Genomic DNA, 24,995 nt, shown 5'->3' on the forward strand with positions numbered 1-24,995 from the left:
GACCCGATCGTGATCGTGGGCATGGCGTGCCGGTACCCGGGCGGGGTGAGTTCGCCGGAGGACCTGTGGCGGCTGGTGGCCGACGGCACCGACGCGATCACCGAGTTTCCCACCAACCGGGGCTGGGACACCGACGGCCTCTACCACCCGGACCCGGATCACCCGGGTACGACCTACACCCGTTCCGGTGGTTTCCTGCACGACGCGGGTGAGTTCGACCCCGAGTTCTTCGGAATGTCACCACGGGAGGCGCTGGCCACCGACTCCCAGCAACGCCTGCTGCTGGAGACCACCTGGGAGGCGCTCGAACGCGCCGGGATCGACCCGGCGTCGCTGCGGGGCAGCCGCACCGGCGTGTTCGCCGGTGTCATGTACAACGACTACGGCATGCTGCTGGCCGGCGGTGAGAGCGCCGAGGGCTACCAGAGCCAGGGCAGCTCGGGAAGCGTCGCGTCCGGCCGGGTGGCGTACGCGTTCGGGTTCGAGGGCCCGGCGGTGACGGTCGACACGGCCTGTTCGTCGTCGCTGGTGGCGATGCACCTCGCGGCGCAGGCGCTGCGGGCGGGCGAGTGCACCCTCGCGGTGGCCGGTGGTGTGACCGTGATGTCGTCGCCGCAGGCGTTCGTCGGCTTCTCCCGCCAGCGGGGGCTGGCCCCGGACGGCCGGTCCAAGGCGTTCTCCGACGCGGCGGACGGGGTCGGCTGGTCCGAGGGCGTCGGCCTGTTGCTCCTGGAACGGCTGTCCGACGCGGTCCGCAACGGCCACGAGATCCTCGCCGTCGTGCGGGGCAGCGCCGTGAATCAGGACGGCGCGTCGAACGGCCTGACCGCGCCGAACGGTCCGTCGCAGCAGCGGGTGATCCGGCAGGCGTTGGCCAGCGGCGGCCTGTCCACCGCCGACGTGGACGTGGTGGAGGCGCACGGCACCGGCACCACGCTGGGTGACCCGATCGAGGCGCAGGCGCTGCTGGCCACGTACGGTCAGGATCGGGAGATCCCGCTGCAGTTGGGTTCCGTCAAGTCGAACATCGGGCACACCCAGGCGGCCGCGGGTGTCGCCGGTGTGATCAAGATGGTGCTGGCGATGCGGCACGGCGTGCTGCCCTCCACGCTGCATGTGAACGCGCCGTCGTCGCACGTCGACTGGGAAGCCGGTGCCGTCGAACTGCTGACCGAGGCCCGAGCCTGGCCGGAAACCGGCCGGGCACGGCGGGCCGGTGTGTCCTCGTTCGGGCTCAGCGGCACGAACGCGCACGTGGTGATCGAGCAAGGCCCGGCCGTCGCGGAGCCCGACCCGGCCGACGCGCCCGGCGTGGTGCCGCTCGTGGTGTCGGCCAAGTCAGCCACCGCCCTGGACGCCCAGATCGCCGCGCTGGACGGGACCGGCGCCCGACCGGTCGACGTCGGGTTCTCGCTGCTGAACCGGTCGCGGTTCACGCACCGGGCGGTGTTGCTGGCCAGCGCGACCGGGGTCACCGAGGTGGCCCGGGGCGCGGCCGTAGACGGTCCGCTGGCCTTCCTGTTCACGGGCCAGGGTTCGCAGCGCCTGGGGATGGGTCGGGAGTTGTATGCCCGGTTCCGGGTGTTCGCGGAGGCGTTCGACGCGGTGGCGGCGGAGCTGAACCTGTATCTGGACCTTCCCTTGGAGGATGTCGTCTGGGGTGACGACTCCGGCGCGCTGGATGAGACGGGGATGGCGCAGCCGGCGTTGTTCGCGCTTGAGGTGGCGTTGTTCCGGTTGGTGGAGTCGTGGGGTGTGCGCCCCGATGTGCTGGCGGGGCATTCGATTGGTGAGGTCGCGGCGGCGCATGTCGGCGGGGTGCTGTCCCTGGAGGATGCGTGTGCGTTGATCGCGGCGCGGGCTCGGTTGATGCAGGCGCTGCCGGCGGGTGGGGCGATGGTGGCGGTCCAGGGGTCGGAGGCCGAGGTGCTTCCGTTGCTCACTGGCGGGGTGTCGATCGCGGCGGTGAACGGCCCGGAGGCGGTGGTGCTGTCCGGGGTCGAGGATGAGGTCCTGGCCGTGGCGGCTCGGTTCGAGCGGTCGAGGCGGCTGTCGGTGTCGCATGCGTTCCATTCGGTGTTGATGGAGCCGATGCTGGACGACTTCCGGCAGGTGGTGCAGACGCTGACGTTCCATCAGCCGCGGATTCCGATCCAGGCCTGCGGGGATGTGACCGATCCCGGGTACTGGGTGTCGCATGTGCGGGACACGGTCCGGTTCGCGGACAACCTGGCGGCGTTGACCGGGCGGGGTGTGGCCAGGTTCTTGGAGATCGGCCCGGATGGGGTGTTGTCCGCGCTGGTCGGGGATGCGGTGCCGCTGTTGCGCCGTGACCGCCCCGAGGAGATCACCGTCCTGACCGCGCTGGCCCGGCTGCACGTGGCCGGGGTCGCGGTGGACTGGGCGCCACTGCTCGCCGGCGGGCGCCGCGTCGACCTGCCCACCTACGCCTTCCAGCGCGACGTCTACTGGCCGTCCGGCGGCACCGGCGCGGCCGACCTCACCTCCGCCGGGCTGCAGACCACCGGTCATCCACTGCTCGGCGCCATGGTCGAACTCACCGGCGACGACGGCTACCTGTTCACCAGCGCACTGTCCCTGCGTTCCCAGCCGTGGCTCGCCGACCACGCCGTCAACGGCCAGGTCCTGCTGCCCGGCGCCGCCTTCGTCGAACTGGCCTTGCGCGCCGGCGATGAGGTGGGCTGCGACCGCATCGACGAGCTGACCCTGACCGCGCCGCTCGTCCTGCCCGAGCGGGAGGCCGTGCAGCTCCAGTTGCGACTCGGCGGACCGGGACCGGACGGCCGCCGCTCGATCGGCATCCACTCCCACCGCGACCAGACCTGGGTACAGCACGCGACCGGCGTACTGGCCACCGGCGGCGAACCGGCGGTGTTCGACGCCGTGGTGTGGCCGCCGGCCGGCGCCGACGCGGTGGATCTCACCGGATGCTACGAACGGTTCGCGGCCGCGGGCTTCGAGTACGGCCCGGCGTTCCGTGGCCTACGCGCGGTGTGGCGCCGGGGTGCGGAGCTGTTCGCCGAGATCGGCCTGCCCGAGGGCACGGACGTGTCCGGTTACGGCGTGCATCCCGCCCTGCTGGACGCCGTCCTGCACACCGCCGGCTTCGGGGAGGACTCCCGGGCGGGCCTGCCGTTCGCGTGGGAAGGCGTCAGCCTGCACGCGACCGGAGCGACGGCGGTACGGGTTCGGATGTCGTTCATCGGCGACGCCACGATGTCGATCGCCGTCGCCGACCCCGCCGGCCGCCCGGTCGCCACCATCGACTCGCTCGCGACCCGCGCTTCCGTCCCGGCCGAGCGGATCGCCGAGACCGCCCGCGACGCACTGTTCGGGGTGGACTGGACGGCCGTCCAGCCGCCGGCCGCCGGTGTCGAGGCGGTGCCGTGGGCCGAGCTGGGCGCAACGGTTCCGGCCGCGGTCCGGTACGAGGTCAGCGGCGGCGCCGACGTCGTCAGTGCGGCGCACACCGCCACCGCCCAGGTTCTGGAGGCCGTCCAGCGGTGGTTGACGGATCGCCGGTTCGACGACGCGCGACTGGCGTTCGTGACGCGCGGCGCGCTGTCCGGGCGCGACGTGGCCGCCGCTGCCGTGTGGGGCCTGGTGCGGTCGGCGCAGGCGGAGAATCCGGGCCGGTTCGTGCTGGTGGATGTGGACGGCGACGCGGACGGGTTGATCCCGCGGGCCCTCGCGTGTGACGAGCCGCAGCTCTGGCTGCGTGGCGGCGAGGTGCTCGGGGCGCGGCTGGTCCGGGTCCCGGCGGCCGCGCCGGTGGTGTGGGACGCCGACGACACGGTGTTGATCACCGGGGGTGGCGGGGGTCTCGGCCGGTTGGTCGCGCGGCATCTCGCCGGTCAGGGTGTCGGGACGCTGGTGCTGGCGAGCCGCAGTGGCGGCGGGGTGGAGCTGGCCGCCGAGGTGGGTGCCTCGGTGGTGGTGGAGGCGTGTGACGTGACGGACCGCGCGGCGCTGGCGGAGCTTGTGGGCCGGTACCGGTTCACGGCGGTGGTGCACGCGGCGGCGGTGCTGGACGATGGTGTGATCGGGTCGTTGACGCCGGAGCGGTTGGCGGGGGTGCTGCGGCCGAAGGTGGACGCGGCGTGGCATCTGCACGAGCTGCTGCCTGACTTGAAGGCGTTCGTGGTGTTCTCCTCGGCGGCGGGCACGTTCGGCAACCCCGGCCAGGGCAGTTACGCCGCGGGCAACGCGTTCCTGGACGCGCTGGCGGCCCACCGCCGCGCCGGTGGACGGCACGCGGTGTCGCTGGCCTGGGGTGCGTGGACCGTCGGCCTGGCCGAGGCGGATCTGGCGCGGATCGAGCGGTCCGGCATGCCGCCGCTGACGGCCGAGCAGGGCCTGACGTTGTTCGACGCCGCCCTCGGCGCCGAACGGCCCACCGTGCTGCCGCTGCACCTCGATCTCGCGCGGCTGCGCGGCCTGCCCGAGGTCGCGCCGTTGCTGCGGGGCCTGGTGAAGCGGCGCTCGCGGCGCGCGGCGGTGGGGTCGGGGCCGGCCGTCGATCTGGTGCGGCGGCTGTCGTCGCTGCCGGCGGCCGGGCGGCGCGAGTCGCTGCTCGAGCTGGTGCGGGTCGAGATCGCCGCGGTGCTGGGACACGCGGGCCCGGGCACGGTGGACCCGGGCCGGGCGTTCCAGGAGCTGGGCTTCGACTCGCTGACCGCGGTGGAGTTGCGCAACCGGCTCGGCGCGGCCGCGGGCCTGCGGCTGCCCGCGACGCTGGTGTTCGACTATCCGACGGCGCAATCACTGGCGGGCTACCTGCACGACGAGCTGTTCGGCGCGGACCCCGAGCCGTCCGCGTCACTGCCCGCGCCGGTCTCCACGGCCGACGACCCGATCGTGATCGTGGGCATGGCGTGCCGGTACCCGGGCGGGGTGAGTTCGCCGGAGGACCTGTGGCGGCTGGTGGCCGACGGCACCGACGCGATCACCGAGTTCCCGACCAACCGCGGGTGGGACACCGCCAATCTGTACCACCCGGACCCCGACCACCCCGGCACGTCGTACTCGCGGGAAGGTGGCTTCCTGCACCAGGCGGCCGAGTTCGACCCCGCCTTCTTCGGCATGTCGCCGCGCGAGGCGCTGGAGACCGACTCGCAGCAACGCCTGCTGCTGCAGACCACGTGGGAGGCGATCGAGCACGCCGGTATCGATCCGGCGACCCTGCGCGGCAGCCGGACCGGGTTCTTCACCGGCCTGATGTACAACGACTATTCGGCGCTGCTGGACGGCGCGCGCATCGGCGGCGGGCAGATCACGGGTACGTCACCGAGCGTCGCCTCCGGCCGCGTCTCGTACACCTTCGGCTTCGAGGGCCCGTCGGTCACCATCGACACGGCATGCTCGTCGTCGCTGGTCGCGATGCACTGGGCCATGCAGGCCCTGCGGGCGGGGGAGTGCACCCTCGCCCTGGCGGGCGGCGTCACCGTGATGTCCTCGCCGAACGCGCTGGTGGGCTTCTCCCGCCAGCGCGGCCTGGCCCCGGACGGCCGGTCCAAGGCGTTCTCCGACGCGGCGGACGGCGTCGGCTGGTCGGAGGGCGTCGGCCTGGTGCTGTTGGAGCGGGAGTCCGACGCGATCCGCAACGGGCACCGGATCCTGGCCGTCGTGCGCGGTTCGGCGGTGAACCAGGACGGCGCGTCGAACGGCCTGACCGCGCCGAACGGTCCGTCGCAGCAGCGGGTGATCAGGCAGGCGCTCGCCTCGGCGGGGCTGCGCCCGGCGGACGTGGACGTGGTGGAGGCGCACGGCACCGGCACCACGCTGGGTGATCCGATCGAGGCGCAGGCGTTGCTGGCCACGTACGGGCAGGATCGGGAGATCCCGCTGCAGTTGGGTTCCGTCAAGTCGAACATCGGGCACACCCAGGCGGCCGCGGGTGTCGCCGGTGTGATCAAGATGGTGCTGGCGATGCGGCACGGCGTGCTGCCCTCCACGCTGCACGTGGACTCGCCGTCGTCGCACGTCGACTGGGAGTCGGGCGCGGTCGAGCTGTTGACGAAGGCGCGCCCGTGGCCGCAGACAGGCCGGGCCCGCCGGGCCGGTGTGTCGTCGTTCGGGATCAGCGGCACCAACGTGCACCTCCTGCTGGAGCAGGCCGCCACCGGACCGGAGCCGGATCCCGCGACGCAGCGACCCGCGACGGTCGTGCCGTGGGTGCTGTCCGCGCGGTCCGCGACGTCGCTCGACGAGCAGATCGCCCGGCTGGCGGGGGTCGATGAGCGGCCGGTCGATATCGGCTTCTCGCTGCTGGCACGGTCGAGGTTCGCGCACCGGGCGGTGCTGTTGTCCACGCCCGACGGCGTCCGCGAGGTGGCCCGGGGCAGCGTCACCGACGGTCGGGTGGCGTTCCTGTTCACGGGCCAGGGTTCGCAGCGCCTGGGGATGGGTCGGGAGTTGTATGCCCGGTTCCGGGTGTTCGCGGAGGCGTTCGACGCGGTGGCGGCGGAGCTGAACCTGTACCTGGATCTGCCGTTGGAGGACGTGGTCTGGGGCCAGGACGCGGCGGCGCTGGATCAGACTGGAACGGCGCAGCCGGCGCTGTTCGCGCTTGAGGTGGCTCTGTTCCGGCTGGTGGAGTCGTGGGGTGTGCGCCCCGACGTGCTGGCCGGGCATTCGATCGGTGAGGTCGCGGCGGCGCATGTCGGCGGGGTGCTGTCCCTCGACGATGCGTGTGCGTTGATCGCGGCGCGGGCTCGGTTGATGCAGGCGCTGCCGGCGGGTGGGGCGATGGTGGCGGTCCGGGCGGCGGAGGCCGACGTGCTGCCGCTGCTCACGAGCGGGGTGTCGATCGCGGCGGTGAACGGCCCGGAGGCGGTGGTGCTGTCCGGGGTCGAGGATGAGGTTCTGACGCTGGCGGCGCGCTGGGAGCACAAGCGGTTGAGTGTGTCGCATGCGTTCCATTCGGTGTTGATGGAGCCGATGTTGGACGACTTCCGGCAGGTGATCGAAACGCTGAGGTTCCATCAGCCGCGGATTCCGATCCAGGCCTGCGGGGATGTGACCGATCCCGGGTACTGGGTGTCGCATGTGCGGGACACGGTCCGGTTCGCCGACAACCTGACGGCGTTGACCGGGCGAGGAGTGGCCAGGTTCCTGGAGATCGGCCCGGACGGGGTGTTGTCAGCGCTGGTCGGGGATGCGGTGCCGCTGTTGCGCCGTGACCGCCCCGAGGAGACCGCTGTCCTGACCGCCTTGGCCCGGCTGCACGTGGCTGGGGTCGCGGTGGACTGGGCGCCACTCGTCGCCGGCGGGCGCCGCGTCGACCTGCCCACCTACGCCTTCCAGCGCGACGTCTACTGGCCGGTCGCGGTCCCGAAGACCGGTGACGCGGCCGGGCTCGGGCTGGTCGACACCGCCCACCCGCTGCTCGGCGCGGGCGTGGAACTGGCCGGCTCGGACGGGTACCTGTTCACCAGCAGGCTGTCGCTGCGTACCCACCCGTGGCTGGCGGACCACGCCGTCGGCGGGCGGGTCCTGCTGCCCGGCACCGCCTTCGTCGAACTCGCCACCCGCGCCGGTGACGAGGTGGGCTGCGACCGCGTCGAGGAACTCACCCTCGCCGCGCCGCTGGTGCTGCCCGACGACGGCGCGGTGCAGGTGCAGGTGGCCGTCGGGGTCGCCGACGAGGCCGGCCGCCGTACGATCGGTGTCCACTCGCGGCCCGAAGGCGCCGCCGAGGTGGCGTGGACGCAGCACGCGTCCGGGTTCCTGGCCACCGGCGGTGAGACGGCCGACTTCGACGCGACCACCTGGCCGCCCCCGGGCGCCGAACCGGTGCCCGTGGCGGGCGGCTACGACCGGCTGGCGGAGATCGGTTTCGCCTACGGCCCGGTGTTCCAGGGCCTGCGGTCGGTGTGGCGCGACGGCGACGACGTCTTCGCGGACATCAGCCTCCCCGAGGACGTCGACGCGAGCCCGTTCGGGCTGCACCCGGCCCTGCTGGACGCCGCCCTGCACGCCTGGATGCTCGCCGCGCGGGGCGAGGGCGGCGGCGGGCTGCCGTTCTCCTGGACCGGTGTGTCCCTGCACGCGGTGGGCGCGAGCGATGTCCGGGTCCGGCTGCGCGGGGGCGGCGACACGATGGCGATCGCCGTGGCCGACCGGACGGGCCTGCCGGTCGCCTCGATCGACGCGCTCGCCGTGCGGGCGGTGTCGCCGGAGCAGTTCGCGGATTCCCCGCGGGACGCACTGTTCGAGCTGACGTGGACCCCGGTGCGGGCCGGCGCCCGGGTCGCGGCGGCGACGGTCCTCGGCCCGGACCGGCACGGACTGGCGGAACACATCGAACCCGGCGACGACATCGTGCTGGTGCCGATCGCCGGCGGTGCGCACGTCGTGGACGACACGCACGCGCTCACCGCCGAGGTGCTCGCCCTGCTGCGGCAGGAGCGGCCGGAGTCCACGAGACTGGTCTTCGTCACCCGGGGCGCCACCACCGGCGAGGACCTCGCCGCGGCGGCGGTGTGGGGCCTGGTGCGTTCCGCGCAGTCGGAGCACCCGGGCCGGTTCACCCTGGTAGACCTGGCCGACGGGGACGCGCGACTGCTGCCGCAGGCGCTGGCCGTCGACGAACCGCAACTGGTGCTGCGCGACGGCCAGGTTCTCGCCGCACGGCTGGCGCGGGCCGCCGCGCCGCAACAGCCACCGGCCGTGGACGGCACCGTACTGATCACCGGAGGCACCGGTGGCCTCGGCCGCGCCGTGGCCCGGCACCTGGTGGCGCGGGGGGTGCGCAGCCTGCTGCTGGTCAGCCGCAGCGGCGGCGGCGACGACCTGGTCGCCGAGCTGACCGCACAGGGCGCGCAGGTCACGGTCGCGGCCTGCGACGTGGCAGATCGTACGGCGCTGGCCGGGCTGCTGGCCGGCCACGAGATCGCCGGGGTGGTGCATGCCGCGGGCGTCCTCGACGACGGGGTGATCGGCTCGCTGACCCCGCAACGGCTGGACACCGTGCTGCGGCCCAAGGTGGACGCCGCGTGGCACCTGCACGAGCTGCTGCCGGACGTGGCGATGTTCGCGGTCTTCTCGTCGGCGTCGGGGACCCTGGGCAACGCCGGCCAGGGCAACTACGCGGCGGCCAACGCGTTCCTGGACGCGCTGGCGGCCCACCGGCGGGCGGCCGGGCGGCACGCGGTGTCGATGGCGTGGGGGGCGTGGGATCAGCCCGGCATGCTGTCGGAGCGGGACCTGGCCCGGATGCGGCGGGCCGGGATGCCGCCGCTGTCGGTGCCGGACGGGCTGGCCCTGTTCGACGCGGCGCTGGGTGCCCAGCAGGCGACAGTGTTGCCGATGCGGCTGAACCTGGCCGTGCTCGGCGGTGCGGGGCCGGTCGCGCCGCAGCTGCGCGGCCTGGTCCGGGGCCGCGCACGGCGCACCGGCACGGCGCCGGAAGCGTCGGCGGCCCTGGTCGACCGGCTGGCCGCCCTGGGCGGCGCCGAGCGGGCGGACGCGGTGCTCGATCTGGTCCGGCACCAGGTCGCGGTGGTCCTCGATCACGCGGGACCGGAGACGGTGGAACCGGACCGGGCGTTCAAGGAGCTCGGCTTCGACTCGCTGACCGCCGTCGAACTGCGCAACCGGCTCGGCGCCGCCACCGGCCTGCAACTGGCCGCGACGGTGGTGTTCGACTATCCGACGGCCACCGAGCTGGCCGCCCACCTGCTCGACCAGCTCGCGCTGGGCGAGCCCATGGGGGCGGGCTCGCTGCTGGCGGAGCTGGACCGGCTGGACGGGCTGCTCGGCGCGGCCACCGTGGACGAACAACTGTTCAAGAAGGTGGCGGGCCGCCTCGACGTGCTCCGTGCGCGGTGGGCGGCGGTCCGGGGCGACGCGGTCACCGGCACGGCGGCGGAGGTGGATGTCGACACCGCCTCCGACGATGAGGTGTTCGCGATGCTCGACGAGGAGCTGGGGCTCTGAGGTTCCAGGATTTCGCCTAGCCCGGGCGGCCGTAGGGTCGCGGTGATCCCCTCACCGATCAGCAAGGACTGCCATGACGTACGCGATTCCGGTTTCGAAGCCGTTCCTCGCCGCGCGGGAACTCGAGTATGTCAGCGAGGCCGTCACGACCGGCTGGATCTCGTCGCAGGGGCCGTTCGTGCCGCGCTTCGAGCAGGCGTTCGCCGCGTACCACGGCAGCGCCTTCGGGGTGGCGTGCTCGTCGGGCACCGCCGCGCTCACGCTGGCGCTGCGGGCGCTGAACGTCGGGCCCGGCGACGAGGTCATCGTGCCGGAGTTCACCATGGTGGCCTCGGCGTGGGCGGTCACCTACACGGGCGCGACGCCGGTGTTCGTCGACTGCGGCGACGACCTGAACATCGACGTGCGCCGCATCGAGGAGAAGATCACCCCACGCACCCGGGTGATCATGCCGGTACACATCTACGGCCGGCGCTGCGCGATGGACGCGATCATGGACATCGCGTACGAGTACAACCTGCGGGTGGTCGAGGACTCCGCCGAGGCGCACGGGGTGCGCCCGGTGGGGGACATCGCGTGCTTCTCGCTGTTCGCCAACAAGATCATCACCTCGGGTGAGGGCGGGATCTGCCTGACCGGCGACGCGCACCTGGCCGCGCAGATGGCGCACCTGCGCGGCATGGCGTTCAGCAAGGAGCACAACTTCCTGCACAAGAAGGTCGCCTACAACTTCCGGATGACCAACATGCAGGCCGGGGTCGCGCTCGCGCAGACGGAGAACCTGAACGAGATCCTGGCGCGGCGCGCCAAGGTCGAGTCCTACTACGACGCGGGCCTCGCCGGGATCGACGCGATCACCCTGCTGCCGCGGCGCGACGTGCTGTGGATGTACGACCTGCTGGTGCAGCGCCGCGACGACCTGCGCGAGCACCTCGCCCGGCACGGCATCGAGACCCGGCTGTTCTTCAAGCCGATGAGCCGCCAGCCGATGTACCTCGACCCGGCCTGGCCCGGCCTGAACGCGCACCGCTTCGCCGAGCAGGGACTGTACCTGCCGACGTACACGGATCTGACGCAGTCCGACCAGGACACGATCATCGCCCGCGTCCGCGAGTTCTACTCCTGATCCGTCCGGTGCCCCGCGCCCGCGCGCGGGGCACCGGACCCGGTCAGGCGCGGAACCGGTTGATCTCCGGCAGGTGGCGTGCGCGCAGCTCGGGGTCCTCGACCCCGAGGCCGGCCGCCGGGGCCAGGCAGAGCACCCCCACCTTGCCGTCGTGCCGGTTGGCGTGCACCCGGCTCACCGCCCGGCCGGTGTCGGCGAGCTCGTACACGGCGGACAGGGTGGGATGCACCATGCCTCGGGTGATCAGGCGGTTCGCCGCCCACGCCTCGCGGTAGTTCGCGAAATGGGTGCCGACGACCCGCTTGAGCCGCATCCACAGGTGCCGGTTGTCGTAGGCGTGCTCGTAGCCGGAGGTCGACGCGCACGTCACGATCGTCCCGCCGCGCCGGGCCACGTAGACGCTGGCGCCGAAGGTCTCCCGGCCGGGATGCTCGAACACGATGTCCGGGTCCTCCCCGCCGGTCAGCTCCCGCACGCACGCGCCGAACCGCTTCCACTCCCGCTGATCCTGGGTGTGCTCATCGGACCAGAACCGGAAATCCTCGGCGCGGCGGTCGATCACCAGCTGCGCACCCATCGCCCGGACCAGCCCGGCCTTGTGCGGGCTGGACACCACGCACACCGGGATGCCGCCGCCGTTGAGCACCAGCTGCGTCGCGTACGAGCCGAGGCCGCCGGCGGCACCCCAGATCAGCACCACGTCGCCCTGCTTCATCCGGGCGCCGTTGGGGGAGACCAGCTGCCGGTACGCGGTCGAGTGCACCAGCCCGGAGCAGGCCGCCTCCTCCCAGCTCAGGTGCCGCGGCTTGGGCATGAGCTGGTTCGCCTTCACCAGGGCCAGCTCACCCAGGCCGCCGTAGTTGGTCTCGAAGCCCCAGATCCGCTGCTCCGGGTCGAGCATGCTGTCGTCGTGACCGTCCGGGGCGGTCAGTTCCACGTTGAGGCAGTGCGCCACGACGCGGTCGCCGGGCCGGACGTTGCGGACCGCGGCGCCGGTGCGCAGCACCACCCCGGCCAGGTCGGAACCGACCACATGGAACGGCTGGTCGTGCTTGGCCGCACCGGCGACCGCACGGGCGTAGCGCCGCAGGAATCCGAAGGTGGGCATCGGCTCGAAGATCGCCGACCAGACGGTGTTGTAGTTGACGCTGCTGGCCATCGCCGCCACCAGCACCTCGTCCGGCCCGACCTCGGGGGTGGCCACCTCGCGCAGGTGCAGCGCCTTGGCCGGGTCCTTGTCGCGGGTGTCCATCCCGGCGAACATCTCCGCCTCGCCGGCGAGCACCACGGCCGCCCGGTAGCTGTCCGGCACCGGCAGCGCGGCGATGTCCTCGGAGGGGACGTCCTCGGCGGCGAGGGCGTCGATCAGGTGTCTCACGTGACTCCTTTGCCGAAGGCGATGGACCGTGACCTCACCGATGAGGGCGCCGGTCGCGCGGATAGGATCGGACGCCGTGACACTCAGGCTGGCGAGCATCAACCTGCACTGCGGACTCGACCACCGGGGCCGGCCGTTCTCCGTCAAGGAGGCGGTCGCCTCCCTCGACGCGGACGTGCTGCTGGTGCAGGAGAACTGGTGCCGGCAGGGCGCCGAGAGTCTGGCCAGGACGGCGGCCGCGGACTGCGGGTACCCCACGTACGTGGAGCTGGCGATGACCGGCGACGTGCCCATGGCCGAGCTGGAGATCGTCAGCGGTCCGGCCCCGGAGGAGACCGGCGCCTGGGGGCTGGCGGTGCTGAGCCGCCTGCCCGTGCACCGGTACGCCACCGTGGACCTCGGCGCGGCCCCGGGCGACGTGGTCGGCGACCGCGCCGCGCAGCTCGTCGAGATCCCGCTGGACGCGGGGGTGCTGCGGGTGGTCAATGTGCACCTGACCCACCGGGTGCTGCACGGGCCCCGGCAGTTGCGCCGGCTCGTGGCCGGGCTCGGCACGGACGGTCCGCCGACCGTCATCGGCGGTGACCTGAACATGTTCCGGCCCACGGTGCTGCTGGCCCGGCCGTACCGGCCGGTGGTGCGCGGCCGTACCTATCCCGCGCACCGGCCGTTGCTGCAGCTCGACCACGTGCTGGCCGGGCCCGGTGTCGCCGCCACGAACCCCGCCGTGCTGGCGGCGGTCGGCACCGATCACCGGCCGGTGACCGTCGACGTCGGGCTCGGCTGAGGCTATCGCGGGACGGTGTCCAGCTGCGCCAGCCCGCGTTCCACCTCGTCCAGCACCGGGCCGGGCTGCTCGGCCAGGAAGAAGTGGCCGCCCGGGAACGTCGCCAGCCGGAACTCGCCCGTGGTGAACTCGCGCCACTTCGCCGCCTCCGCCACGGTGGTCTGCGGGTCGTCCGTACCGGTCAGGGTGGTGATCGCCGCCGCCGTCACCCGGCCGGGCGCACACCGGTACGTCTCGATCGCCCGGTAGTCGTTGCGGACCGCGGGCAGGGTCATCCGGCGGACCTCCTCGTCCTCCATCAGGTTCATGGCGGTGCCGTTGAGCAGCTTCAGCTCCGCCAGCAGCCCCTCGTCGTCGCGCAGGTACACCTGATGGTCCGGCCGGTGCGCGGACGGCGCCCGGCGGCCGGAGACCATGACGGCGCGGGGCGCGTGCGTGCCGCGCCGCTCCAGCCGCCACGCGGTCTCGAAGGCCAGCACCGCGCCCATGCTGTGGCCGAAGAAGACCGACGGTTTGTCGCTGAGCCGCAGCAGCTCGTCGGCGATCCGGTCGGCCAGCGTCGCGATGTCCTCGATCATCGGCTCCGACCGGCGGTCCTGGCGGCCCGGATACTGCAGGGCCACCACGTCGACCGCCGGGCCGAACCGCATCGCGACGGGGTGGAAGAACGTGGCCGCGCCGCCCGCGTGGGGGAAGCACACGAGGCGCCGGTCCTGATCCGGGCCGGTACGGAACCGGCGGATCCAACTCGTCGTGGTGCCATCGGCGATGCTCACGTTCGCTGCCCGTCCTTAGGTTGGTTCCGGTCGTCTGTGAGCGAAGCGCACGGACGACCGGAAAACTCCTAGTGTCAGGGCACGATCTCCATCTGCGCCATCATGCCGAGCATCGAGGCGTGTTCCATCATGTGGCAGTGGTACACGTACCGCCCGACGAAGTCGGTGAAGGTGGCCTGGACGCGCACCGAGGTGCCGCCGGGGATGTGCACGGTGTCCTTGTAGCCGGTCTCGCCGGGCGGCGGCGGCGCGCCGTCGCGGTCGAGCACCCGGAACTGCACCAGGTGCATGTGGAACACGTGGTCGACGGGGCCGAACACGGTGGTCGCGTTCCGGATCTTCCAGATCTCCGTGGTGCCCCGCTTGACGACCGCGTCGACGCGGTCCGGGTCGAAGGTCTTTCCGTCGATGGTGAAGGTCCGCATCTCCGGGCCCAGGTCCAGCACGATCTCGCGTTCCCGGACGGCGGGGGCCAGCGGCGGCATCGTGCGCAGCACCGGCGGTACCCGGCTGGTGTCGTGCGCCCGGCGGGTCACGTCGAAGCGCAGGATCGGGCCGAGGTCCGTCGAGTCGAGCACGAACCGCGTCCCGGCCGGCGCGCCGCCGAAGTCGACGACGACGTCGGCGCGTTCGGCCGGGGACAGCGCCAGCTCGGTCAGCGGCACCGGGCGCGGCAGCAGCCCGCCGTCGCTGCCGATCTGGGTCATCGGCGCGCCGCCCAGCGTCAGGTGGAACGTACGGTGGTTGGAGGCGTTGAGGATGCGGAAGCGATACCGGCGGGCGGCGACCGGGAAGAACGGCCGTACCTTGCCATTGGCCAGCGGAACCAGGCGGCTGGCCGCCGGGTCCACGGTCAGGTCGAAGACGAGCTGACCGTCACCGTCGAACGCGGCGTCGCGAATCATCAGGGGCACGTCGAACTCATCCGACGGCAGGCCCATCCGCTTCTCGGCGTCGCTCTCGATCAGATAGAAGCCGTGCATCCCCCGATACACATGCTCGGCCTCCTGGTGGTGGGTGTGGTCGTGGTACCACAGCGTCGTGGCCGCCTGCCGGTTCGGGTAGTCGTAGATCCGCGACGCGCCGGGCGCGATCGGATCCGTCGGATACCCGTCGCTGCCCGGCGCCACGTGCCCGCCGTGCAGATGGACGTTGGCTGGTTCACCCAGCCGGTTGACGAACTTGATCCTCGCGCGGCGCCCCGCCTTGACCCGGATGGTCGGCGCCACGAACGAGCCGCCGAAGGTCAGCGCCGCCGTTCTGCGGCCCGGCAGGATGCCCACCTCCGCGGGGCGGATGACGTGCTCGAAGAAGTCGTGGTCGCCGTGCACGCGGGTCGGGCGCAGCACGCGCGGGACGGGCATCCGTACGGTGAACGGCTCGACGCCGGGATCCACGACCGCGCCGGCCGCCGCGGCGTGCTGGTGGCCGGTTGGCGCCGCGGCCGGTGTCTCGTCGGCGGCGGCGGCCTGCCGCGCGGTGGCGGTCACCGCGCCGGTGGCCGCCAGGGTGCCGAGCGCAAGGACATGCCTTCTCTGCATTTGCGTCACTCCATGACTGAGGGTGGGAAGACATCCGTGTCTGCCCAGATCTGCGGGTGGAAGGGTCAGCGGTGGGGTGGCAGGACCATGTCCCGGGTGCGGGCCGGGTGCCGGTCGGCGAACTGGGCCGACGAGGGGCGCACCGGCGCGGCCCGGTTGATGAGGGACTGCAGCGCGTGGCTCTGCCCGCACTCGGCGGGCGCCGCGGCCGCCGCGCCCGCGACGGTGGGCAGCAGGAGCGTGATCCCGGCGGGCACGGTCACCTGCAGGCAGCCCGGACGGCTGGTCATCTGCGCCGTCACCCCCATCAGGCGGGCGGCCCGGACCAGGATTCCGGCCATCTCCGGGTCGCCGAGGCGCACGCCCAGCAGGCCCGCCCGGCGCCGTCGCCCGGCGGCCAGCAGGGCGGCCCGCCACGCGGCCTGGGCCAGGGTGGCCCGGCGGGCGTTCGCCCGGGCCGAGGAGCCGAGGGTCTCGTTGCGCAGCAGCGCCAGGCGTCCCTGGCGCCAGGCGGCCGCCATCATCAGGTTCGCCGCGCTGCGCTGCAGTTCGGGCATGACCACCCGGTGTACCTGGAAGCGCCGTCGGCCGCCGCCGGTGTGCCGCTCGACGTCGACGGTGCAGCCCAGGCCGGTGAGCAGCGTCGCCAGCCGGACGGCCGCGTCGGGCTGGTCGAACTCGGCCAGCGCCGGGTCGGCTGCGGGCGCCGGTACGTGCGCGTCACGCCATTCCGGGCGGCGCCGCCCGGGCAGCCCCGAGGTGTCGGCGCACTGGATGAGGCACGCCGACTCGAAGGCGTGGGGCGCCGCGCCGGCGAGTACCCGATCGTGATTCATCGACAGTTCCCTTCGCGTGACTCCGGATACCGTGGCCGATCAGACCGTTCGGCCGGTACACCGGCGGCCGGGACTTGAGGGAAACTTGCGCAGACCGGAATGTCCTGCCTTAGGGATACGGGTGACGCTCCAGACCAGATCGCTGCGGCCCGGCGCCGTGGCGCGCCGCACGGTGCTCACCGGCATGGCGACCATGGCACTCACCGCCTGTGTGGGAAAGACTCCGGAGAGTCGCCGGATTCGCATCGCGACGGGCAGCCCCACGGCCACCTACTACGCCATCGGTTCCGCCCTGGCCCGCCTGGTCGGGCGTGAATTGCCGGGAACCGGCGCGGATGTCCTGGCGACCGCCGCCTCGGCCGAGAACGTACAGCTGATCTTCGGGGGAGCGGCCGACGTGGGGTTCACCCAGGCCGACGTGCTGGTCTCCGGCGGCGGATCCCCGCCGGGGATCGTGGCCCTGGCCCGCGTCTACGACGACCTGCTGCACCTGGTCGTCCGTGCGGACAGCCCGATCAAGACGCTGGAGGATCTCAAGGGCAAGACGGTGTCCGTGGGCGCCCACGGGTCCGGCACGGCCGTCACGGTCGCACGGCTGCTGGACGTCGCGGGGATGTCCGCGCCCACCATGGTCGACCGGCAGGAGCTCAACCTCGACGACTCCCTGCGGGCGCTGGCGGCGTACGGGATCGACGCGTTCTTCTTCTCCGGCGGCCTGCCGGTGGCGGGCATCAAGCAGCTCAGCACCCGGGGCCGGGCCAGGCTCATCGACCTGTCCAGGTGGGCCGGCGACCTGCGCCGGACCCACAGCGAGGTGTACGTGGTCCGCAACGTGCCCGTGTCGGCGTATCAGACCCTGCCCGTGGCGACCATCGCCAATCCCAACCTGCTGGTGGTGTCGGCGTCGATGGCCGACGATCTCGCCTTCGACCTGGCCCGGCTGCTGATGGAGCGGCGCGACGAGCTGGCGGCGGCGCACCCGGCGGCGGAGCGGCTCGACCCCCGGTCGGCGATCGCGACCCTGCCGGTGCCGCTGCACCCGGGCGCCGCGCGCTACTACCAGTCGGTCAAGCCTTAACGGCCCCGTCGGGGTCGTCGACCCGGGCGTGCCGGGCCGCTGGGGCCCGGTCCAGCGCGACCCGCTCCGTCTGCGGGGCCCGCTCCGTCTGCGGGGCCTGTTCGGTCTGCGGGGCCTGTTCGGTCTGCGGGGCCTGTTCGGAATGCGGGGCCTGTTCGGTCTGCGGGGCCCGCTCGGTCTCCGGGGTCTGTTCGGTCTCCGGGGTCGGGGCGGACGCCGGGAACCAGATCCGGGCCGCCAGGCCGTGCGGCCACGCCGGGGCCAGCGTGAACCGTCCGCCCGACGCCTCGACCAGCACCATGACGATCGACAGGCCGAGGCCCGCGCCGTCGACGTTCTGCTTGTCGGGTGCCCGCCAGAACCGCTCGGTCGCCTGCCGGCACTGTTCCTCGGTCATGCCCGGACCGTTGTCGCGGACCGTCACCTCCACGCCGCCGTCGCGGGCGTCCACCACGATCTCGACCCGGCCGCCGGCCGGGGTGAACTTCAGCGCGTTGTCGATCAGAGCGTCCAGGCACTGATCGAGGGCGGTGGCCACCAGCCGGGCGTGCTGCGGTTCGTCCGGGACCGTGGTGACCAGCTCGATGCCGCGCCGCTCGGTCAGCGGGTGCCACGCCAGCCAGCGGTTCAGGGTCAGCGCCACGGCGTCCACCACCTCGACGCGTTGCCGGCCGCGCTCGGCACTCGCGAGGGCCAGCAGCCCGTCCAGCACGTCGGCCAGCCGGTCGGTCTCGGCCAGGGTGATCTCGTGATCGGCGCGGGCCGGCTCGCCGGTCAGGTGGTCGCCCAGGTCCTCCAGGCGCAGCCGCAGCACCGTCAGGGGGTTGCGCAGCTGGTGGCTGGCGTGGGCGACGAACGAACGCTGGCGTTCCAGCGCGTCCGCGACCGCGTCGGCCATCTCGTTGAAGCTGGCCGACAACCGGCGCAGCTCGGGCGGGCCGACCCCCGGTGGCACCCGGGCCTCGTTGTCGCCCGCCGCGATGTCGTGGGCGGCCGCGTCGAGCCGGGTCACCGGCCGCAGCACCCAGCCGGCCAGCCGGTGCGCGGCGATGAAGCAGGCCACCACCGCCAGCAGCCCGACCAGCCACAGCTCCAGCCAGGTCGAGACGATCGCGCCGCGGTTGCGCCCGGTCGGCGAGGCGGTCAGCACGATGCCGAGCACCGCCCCGCCGTCGCTGATCGGCACCGCGACCACCAGCTCCCGGTCGCGCCACGGCCACAGCGTCTCGGGGGTGCCGACCTGGCGTCCCGCCAGCGCGCCCCGCATGGCGGTGTCGGCGCCCTCGGCGTCGGCCAGGGGCGAGCCGAACACGCTCAGTACCTGCTGGTCCTGGTCGGCCAGCAGCGTGCCGACGTCGTACAGGTCGTGGTAGCGGCGCAGCTCGTCGACGACCGCCTCCAGGTCGCCGCTGCGCATGGCGGGCGCCGCCAGGGAGGCGAAGCGGGTCGCGTCGGCCAGCCGGTCAGCGACGACCCGGTCCGTCTCCGAGTTCGTCAGCGACACCGCCAGCGGCACCTCGAGGGCGATCAGCACCATCGAGAGCAGCAGGAGGTACGTGATCACCAGTCGCCTGCGCACGCCGCCCCCTGCCTACCCGGTGCACAGACGGTAGCCGACCCCCCGGACGGTCTGCACCAGGTCGGGACGGCGCAGCTTGGCCCGCAGCGAGGCCACGTGCACTTCCAGGGTGTGCCGGCCCGACCAGGTCGTCTGCCAGACGTCCAGCATGATCCGTTCCCGGGTGAGCGCGACGCCGGGACGGCGTGCCAGCGAGGCGAGGATGTCGAACTCCTTGCGGGTCAGGGTGACCGGTTCGGCGTCGACCTGCACCGTACGGGCGGCGTGGTCGATGCGCAGCGGCCCCACCTCGACCACCTCGCTGGGCGGCGGCCCCTGCCGGTCGGTACGCCGCAGCAGGGCCACGATGCGTGCCTGCAACTCCGCCATGGAGAACGGCTTCACCACGTAGTCGTCGGCGCCGACCAGCAGCCCCGAGACCCGGTCGCGTTCCTCGGCGCGGGCGGTCACGGCGATGATGCCCAGGTGTGCGTTGCGTGCGCGCAGGGCCCGGCACACGTCGATCCCGTCGCCGTCGGGCAGGTTCAGGTCCAGCAGGACCAGGTCGCAGGGGGCCGCCGCCAGCGCCGCGGTGGCCGTCGCGGCGTGCTCGACCTCGTAGCCGCGGCGCTGCAGCATCGAGGCCATCACCCCGGCGACCCGCAGATCGTCCTCCACCAGCAGTATCCGCATCGATGCACGCCCATCGCCGCTCGTCACGTCGTCGTCCGAAACGCCGAATCTAACCTCCCGACGTTTCGGCGCGGGACCCGCGGGCGGACCTCGGTACGCACCCTAACGGCCGATTTCGGGTGACTGGCGACACCGCTCCCGCCCGCAGAACGCGCGAGGCACCGTGCGAGCCCGGACTGCGGCTCGCACGGTGCCCGCGTGCGGATCAGGCCGCGGGCCGGTCCAGGTTCATGACCTTCACCCAGGCGGCGATGAAGTCCGCGATGAACTTCTCCTTCGCGTCGTCGCTGGCGTACACCTCGGCGAGCGCGCGCAGCACCGAGTTCGAGCCGAAGACCAGGTCCGCGCGGGTGGCGGTCCACTTCACCTCGCCCGTACGCAGGTCGCGGCCCTCGAAGGTCTCCTCGTCACCCTCGGCGGTCGCCGACCAGGCCGTGCCGACGTCGAGCAGGTTGACGAAGAAGTCGTTGGTCAGCGTTCCCGGCCGCCCCGTCAGCACGCCGTGGTGCGACTGACCGGTGTTCGCGTTGAGCGCCCGCAGGCCGCCCACCAGCACGGTCAGCTCGGGCGCGGTCAGGGTCAGCAGCTGCGCCCGGTCGACCAGCAGTTGCTCCGTGGGCCGCCGGTGCCCCTTGCCGAGGTAGTTGCGGAACCCGTCGTGGGTGGGCTCCAGCACGGCGAAGGACTCCTCGTCCGTCTGCTCCTGCGTCGCGTCCGTACGCCCCGGGGTGAACGGGACGGTGACGTCGTACCCGGCGTCGCGGGCGGCCCGCTCGATCGCCGCGCCGCCGCCGAGCACGATCAGGTCGGCCAGCGAGACCCGCACCGCGCCCGCACCGGCGTTGAACTCCTGCTGGATCGACTCCAGCGTGCGCAGCACCCGGGTGAGCTGGGCCGGGTCGTTGACCTCCCAGCTGTTCTGCGGGGCGAGGCGGATACGCGCCCCGTTGGCGCCGCCGCGCTTGTCGGTGCCCCGGAACGTCGACGCCGACGCCCAGGCCGTGGCGACCAGTTCGGGCACCGACAGGCCCGAGGCGAGGATGTCCTCCTTGAGCGCGGCGATCTGCGCCGCCCCGATCAGCTCGTGGGTGACCGGCGGCACCGGGTCCTGCCAGATCTGCGGCTCGGCCGGAACCTGCGGGCCGACGTAGCGCCAGATCGGCCCCATGTCGCGGTGGGTGAGCTTGAACCAGGCCTTGGCGAACGCGTCCGCGAACTCCTGCGGGTTCTCGTAGAAGCGGCGCGAGATCTGCTCGTAGATCGGGTCGACCCGCAGCGCGAGGTCGGTGGTGAGCATCATCGGCGCATGCTTCTTCGCCGGGTCGTGGGCGTCGGGCACCAGGTCGGCGGCGGCCGGGTCGGTCGGCTTCCACTGCTTGGCCCCGGCCGGGCTGGTCGTCTGCTCCCACTCGAAGCTGAACAGGGTCTCGAAGTACGTGTTGTCCCAGGTGATCGGGGTGGGTGTCCAGGCGCCCTCGAGGCCGCTGGTGATGGTGTCGCCGCCCTTGCCGGTGCCGTGGCTGTTCTTCCAGCCCAGACCCATCTCCTGCAGGGCGGCGGCCTCGGGCTCGGGGCCGACGTGCGTGTCGGGCTTCGCCGCGCCGTGCGTCTTGCCGAAGGTGTGCCCGCCCGCGATCAGCGCCACGGTCTCCTCGTCGTTCATCGCCATCCGGCGGAACGTCTCCCGGATGTCGCGGGCCGCGGCGAGGGCGTCCGGGTTGCCGTTGGGGCCCTCCGGGTTCACGTAGATCAGGCCCATCTGCACGGCACCGTACGGCTTGGCCAGCTCACGGTCGCCGCTGTAGCGCTGGTCGCCGAGCCAGGTGTCCTCGGTGCCCCAGTTGATCTCCTCCGGCTCCCACACGTCCTGCCGCCCGCCGCCGAAGCCGAACGTCCGGAAGCCCATCGACTCCAGGGCGACGTTGCCCGCGAAGACCATCAGGTCGGCCCAGGACACCTTCCGGCCGTACTTCTGCTTGACCGGCCACAGCAGGCGGCGGGCCTTGTCCAGGTTCGCGTTGTCCGGCCAGCTGTTCAGCGGTGCGAAGCGCTGGTCGCCGGAGCCCGCGCCGCCACGCCCGTCGCTGATGCGGTACGTGCCCGCGCTGTGCCACGCCATCCGGATGAACAGCGGCCCGTAGTGGCCGTAGTCGGCTGGCCACCAGTCCTGCGAGGTCGTCATGACGGCCTCGATGTCGGCCTTCAGGGCATCGAGGTCGACGGTGCGGAACGCCTCGGCGTAGTCGAAGTCGGCGCCCATCGGATCGCCCGCGGCGGGGTTCTGGTGCAGGACGCTCACATCCAGCTGGTTCGGCCACCAGTCCTGGTTCGACCTGGCCGTCGGCGGGCGAACGGGCGCCTCGCCGGAGATGAGGCCCTTGTTGTCACTCACGTTGCTCTCCTTGGGACTCGAAAGCCGGTCGCCGTCGTCTGGCGCGGACCGGGCGGATCGGTGGATCAGGCGGCTGAGGTGGAGCAGGCGGGGCAGACGCCCCAGTAGACGACCTCGGCCTCGTCGATGGCGTAGCCGTGGTCGTCGGAGGCGGTCAGGCAGGGCGTCTGTCCGACGGCGCAGTCGACGTCGGCGATCTCGCCGCACGAACGGCACACGACGTGGTGGTGGTTGTCGCCGACCCGCGACTCGTAGCGGGGCACGGAGCCGGCCGGCTCGATGCGCCGTACGAGCCGCGCGGCGGTCAACGCCCGCAGGACGTCGTAGACCGCCTGGGTGGAGACGTCGCCGAGCTCCCCGCGCACGGCCCGGATGATCGTGTCCGTGTCGGCGTGGGGATGCCCGTGCACCGCGGTCAGCACCGCGAGGCGGGGCCGGGTCACCCGCAGCGCGGCCCCGCGCAGCAGGGCGTCTGCGTCGAACGTCGTGTGCACCGTCTGAGTGTGCACCCCTTTTCTGGAATCAGTCAAGAAAGCCGTGGCGCGTTTCGTCCCGGGATGTCTTGTGTGGCGACGGTCACCCACAGTTCTGGAGCAGGTGCTCTAATATTGGCCGGACCAGCCTGGGACGAACGAGAGGACGCTCGGATGAGCGCGACGACGAAGCCGCAGCCCCCGGTGTTGAGCCTGTACCGGCGCCTGGCCCGCCGGCCCTTCGGGCGCCGCCTGTTCTCCCTGGCGGTCTCCTGGAAGGCGCCGTACTTCCGGTCGATCGGGGCGGTGTTCGTCGATCTGGCGCCCGGCCGGGGCGAGGTCGCGGCGCGCAACCGCTGGCGGGTGCACAACCACATCGGCACCTTCCACGCCATCGCCTGCTGCAACCTCGCCGAGCTCGCCGCGGGCACCACGATCGAGGTCAGCGTCCCCGCCAGTCACCGGTGGATCCCCAAGGGCATGACCGTGTCCTACCTCGCCAAGGCCGAGACCGACCTGCGCGCCGTCGCGGTCGTCGAGGACCTCACCGGCCTGGCCGCCGACGAGTCGCGCGAGGTCGTCGTCCCGGTCGACGTGATCGACACCCGCGGCACGACGGTGGTGCACGCGGACATCACCATGTGGGTCACCCCGCGGCGGAGGGAGGCCGTGGTCGATGCCCCGGCCGCGGGTCCACGCGCCTGACGCGCTCCTCGACGCCGCCGAGGAGCTGATCGTCGAACGCGGGCGGGCCAGCCTCACCGTCCGCGCCCTGGCCGAACGGGCCGGCGCGTCCAACGGCAGCATCTACCACACGTTCGGCTCCCTGGAGACCGTCGTCGGCGCCGCGTGGCAGCGCCGGGGCCGGGAGTTCCTGGCCATGCAGCGCGGCGCGGTCGACGAGGTCCTGGCCGCCGGCCCACGGCGAGCGCCCGCCGGGCAGAGCCTGCCGGAGGGTGGGCGGCGGGCGGTGCTGGCCGCGGCCGACGCACCCGCGCGGTTCGCCGACCAGCAGCCGCGCGCGGCGCGGCTGCTGGTCACCCTGCGCCGCGACGACGTGCTCACCGACGCGGTCGCCCCGGCGGTCGCCGACCGGCTGCGCGCCCTCGACGCCGCCCTGGTCGACACGCTGCGCCTGCTGGCCCTCGCCGTGTGGGGCCGGGGTGACGGCGCCGCCGTGGACGCCGTCACCACCTGCGTGGTGCGGCTGCCGGGGGCAATGCTGTTCCCGGAGATCCGTGCCGGGCGGGTGCGGCCGCACACGCGCGCCCAGCTCGCCGCGGCCGTCGGCGCCGTCCTCGACTGCGGCCCGCCGCCCCGTCCCCAGCCTTGATCCGGCGGGGGTCACCCCGCCGAGGCTGGGGATTCGCCCGGCGCGGATGAGGCGGACCGGCCCGCCGAGCGGCACGGTGGACTCCTCTGATGATCGGGAGGGGACCCATGGCGAGCATCACGGAGTCGCGACACGTGCCCACGGGCACCGTGCTGCTGACCGGCGCCACGTTGACCGTGATCGGCGGAGTGATCGGCCTCGCCGGTGCGGCGCTGACCGCCGTGGCCGCCGTGGTGGCCGTGCGGCGGCGGGTGGGGCAGATGGAGACTCCACCGACCGAGCTGGCGCTGCACCACTGGCGGCGGGCCAGGAGCGCCGTCCACGCGGGCGCGGACGCGTGGCGCGACGGACACCTGTCCGAGCCGCTGCGCACGTCCTGACCTCAGCCGGCGCGGGCGCGGCCGCTTTCCGTACGTGACCGCGCCCGATCGTGGCCGGGCGCGACCGTCGTCTCAGACGCCGGCCAGCTCCCGGCCCCACTGCCGCGCCCGGTCCAGCTCCTCCGGGACGAGCTCGTTCTCCTTGGTGACCAGGAAGCTCACCGGCTCCGTCACCATGTCCAGGCCGTGCCGGCGCAGCCGCCGTCCGATCCCCTTGGCCGCCCGCCCGGTCAGCAGCGGCGGCAGGTCGACCCGGGTGTCGAAGGCGGCCGCCCGGGCGTGCAGCGACGGCAGCGCGTCGAACCAGTCCCGTAGGCCCGGGCCCTCGGCGTCCGGGTCGAGCGTCAGCGCACTGCCGGGTTCGCCCGCCTGGGCCACCGCGGCCTGCCGGGAAGCGGCCCGGCTGATGCCGTGCGCGTGCGTCGGGCCACCCACCACGATCAGGTCCGCGTCCGCGAGCAGGCGGGCGTCGGCCCGTTCCACCGGCACGACGTCGACCCGGTAGGCGCCGTCCAGACCGGCCCCGATCGCGTCGGCCACCCGGTGCGTGTTGCCGTACATCGATTCGTACACCACCACCGCGTGCATGGCTTCCTCCACTACCTCGGCCTCGCCCCTGAGCCTCGCGCCCTGGCACGATCGTGACCAGGGCCGATGGTCATTCCACAAGGACCGAACGGCCGC

16 protein-coding genes (1 of these 16 cut by a window edge) are annotated in these 24,995 nt (G+C 73.0%); 7 read left to right on the plus strand and 9 right to left on the minus strand.

The annotated features are described in order from the left end of the window. Nucleotides 1-9,960, plus strand: the final stretch of a protein-coding gene (locus EV385_RS35455; RefSeq protein WP_130512580.1) for a type I polyketide synthase. The gene continues 19,833 nt to the left of window position 1, outside the view; only the last 9,960 of its 29,793 coding nucleotides appear in the window; the start codon falls outside the window, past its left edge; the stop codon is at nucleotides 9,958-9,960. A 73-nt stretch (nucleotides 9,961-10,033) separates the two neighbouring features. Next, complete coding sequence (locus EV385_RS30530) at nucleotides 10,034-11,086, plus strand: DegT/DnrJ/EryC1/StrS family aminotransferase (RefSeq protein ID WP_130512581.1); 1,053 nt, start codon at nucleotides 10,034-10,036, stop codon at nucleotides 11,084-11,086. Between the two features lie 43 nt (nucleotides 11,087-11,129). Here the strand turns inward: EV385_RS30530 and ccrA are convergent, their stop codons facing one another. Then, complete coding sequence (gene ccrA / locus EV385_RS30535) at nucleotides 11,130-12,464, minus strand: crotonyl-CoA carboxylase/reductase (protein ID WP_130512582.1); 1,335 nt, start codon at nucleotides 12,462-12,464, stop codon at nucleotides 11,130-11,132. Between the two features lie 76 nt (nucleotides 12,465-12,540). On the opposite strand from ccrA, the gene EV385_RS30540 reads away from it, so the two are divergent. Further along, nucleotides 12,541-13,251: an endonuclease/exonuclease/phosphatase family protein gene (locus EV385_RS30540; RefSeq protein WP_165449663.1), complete on the plus strand. Its 711-nt coding sequence runs from the start codon at nucleotides 12,541-12,543 to the stop codon at nucleotides 13,249-13,251. 2 nt (nucleotides 13,252-13,253) lie between these two features. Here the strand turns inward: EV385_RS30540 and EV385_RS30545 are convergent, their stop codons facing one another. From EV385_RS30545 to EV385_RS30555, 3 genes are all read right to left on the minus strand, one after another. Then, entirely contained in the window at nucleotides 13,254-14,027 is a 774-nt protein-coding gene (locus EV385_RS30545) for a thioesterase II family protein (protein ID WP_207230017.1), read from the minus strand. A 74-nt stretch (nucleotides 14,028-14,101) separates the two neighbouring features. Next, nucleotides 14,102-15,568: a multicopper oxidase family protein gene (locus EV385_RS30550; RefSeq protein WP_130512584.1), complete on the minus strand. Its 1,467-nt coding sequence runs from the start codon at nucleotides 15,566-15,568 to the stop codon at nucleotides 14,102-14,104. Nucleotides 15,569-15,633: 65 nt separating this feature from the next. Continuing rightward, complete coding sequence (locus EV385_RS30555) at nucleotides 15,634-16,404, minus strand: hypothetical protein (RefSeq protein WP_130512585.1); 771 nt, start codon at nucleotides 16,402-16,404, stop codon at nucleotides 15,634-15,636. Between the two features lie 184 nt (nucleotides 16,405-16,588). Here EV385_RS30555 and EV385_RS30560 point away from each other — a divergent pair, with 184 nt between their 5' ends. Further along, nucleotides 16,589-17,482, plus strand: a complete 894-nt coding sequence (locus EV385_RS30560; protein WP_130513666.1) for a TAXI family TRAP transporter solute-binding subunit — start codon at nucleotides 16,589-16,591, stop codon at nucleotides 17,480-17,482. Here the strand turns inward: EV385_RS30560 and EV385_RS30565 are convergent. The 4 genes from EV385_RS30565 to EV385_RS30580 form a co-directional block, all read right to left on the minus strand. Further along, the gene (locus tag EV385_RS30565; RefSeq protein WP_130512586.1) at nucleotides 17,472-19,061 is read right to left on the minus strand and encodes a sensor histidine kinase; all 1,590 of its coding nucleotides are present in this window, start codon (nucleotides 19,059-19,061) and stop codon (nucleotides 17,472-17,474) included. The two genes, EV385_RS30560 and EV385_RS30565, sit on opposite strands and share 11 nt — an antisense overlap. A gap of 12 nt (nucleotides 19,062-19,073) precedes the next feature. Further along, the gene (locus EV385_RS30570) at nucleotides 19,074-19,733 is read right to left on the minus strand and encodes a response regulator transcription factor (protein ID WP_130512587.1); all 660 of its coding nucleotides are present in this window, start codon (nucleotides 19,731-19,733) and stop codon (nucleotides 19,074-19,076) included. Between the two features lie 205 nt (nucleotides 19,734-19,938). Then, nucleotides 19,939-22,125 carry a catalase/peroxidase HPI gene (katG, locus tag EV385_RS30575; RefSeq protein WP_130512588.1) on the minus strand — a complete coding sequence of 729 codons (2,187 nt, stop codon included), beginning with the start codon at nucleotides 22,123-22,125 and terminating at the stop codon, nucleotides 19,939-19,941. 65 nt (nucleotides 22,126-22,190) lie between these two features. Next, the gene (locus EV385_RS30580) at nucleotides 22,191-22,619 is read right to left on the minus strand and encodes a Fur family transcriptional regulator (RefSeq protein WP_130512589.1); all 429 of its coding nucleotides are present in this window, start codon (nucleotides 22,617-22,619) and stop codon (nucleotides 22,191-22,193) included. Between the two features lie 153 nt (nucleotides 22,620-22,772). On the opposite strand from EV385_RS30580, the gene EV385_RS30585 reads away from it, so the two are divergent. From EV385_RS30585 to EV385_RS30595, 3 genes are all read left to right on the plus strand, one after another. After that, nucleotides 22,773-23,303, plus strand: coding sequence for a hotdog fold domain-containing protein (locus EV385_RS30585; protein ID WP_130512590.1), 531 nt, complete (start codon nucleotides 22,773-22,775; stop codon nucleotides 23,301-23,303). Then, complete coding sequence (locus EV385_RS30590; RefSeq protein WP_130512591.1) at nucleotides 23,275-23,931, plus strand: TetR/AcrR family transcriptional regulator; 657 nt, start codon at nucleotides 23,275-23,277, stop codon at nucleotides 23,929-23,931. The genes EV385_RS30585 and EV385_RS30590 overlap by 29 nt, the downstream gene beginning before the upstream one ends. Before the next feature lie 107 nt (nucleotides 23,932-24,038). After that, entirely contained in the window at nucleotides 24,039-24,311 is a 273-nt protein-coding gene (locus EV385_RS30595; RefSeq protein WP_130512592.1) for a hypothetical protein, read from the plus strand. A 72-nt stretch (nucleotides 24,312-24,383) separates the two neighbouring features. On the opposite strand, the gene EV385_RS30600 is transcribed toward EV385_RS30595, so the two are convergent. Next, nucleotides 24,384-24,899, minus strand: coding sequence for a flavodoxin family protein (locus tag EV385_RS30600; RefSeq protein ID WP_130512593.1), 516 nt, complete (start codon nucleotides 24,897-24,899; stop codon nucleotides 24,384-24,386). Between the last annotated feature and the right edge of the window lie 96 nt (nucleotides 24,900-24,995).

Origin of the sequence: Krasilnikovia cinnamomea (genome assembly GCF_004217545.1) — a bacterium.
GTDB classification, from domain to species: Bacteria; Actinomycetota; Actinomycetes; order Mycobacteriales; family Micromonosporaceae; genus Actinoplanes; species Actinoplanes cinnamomeus.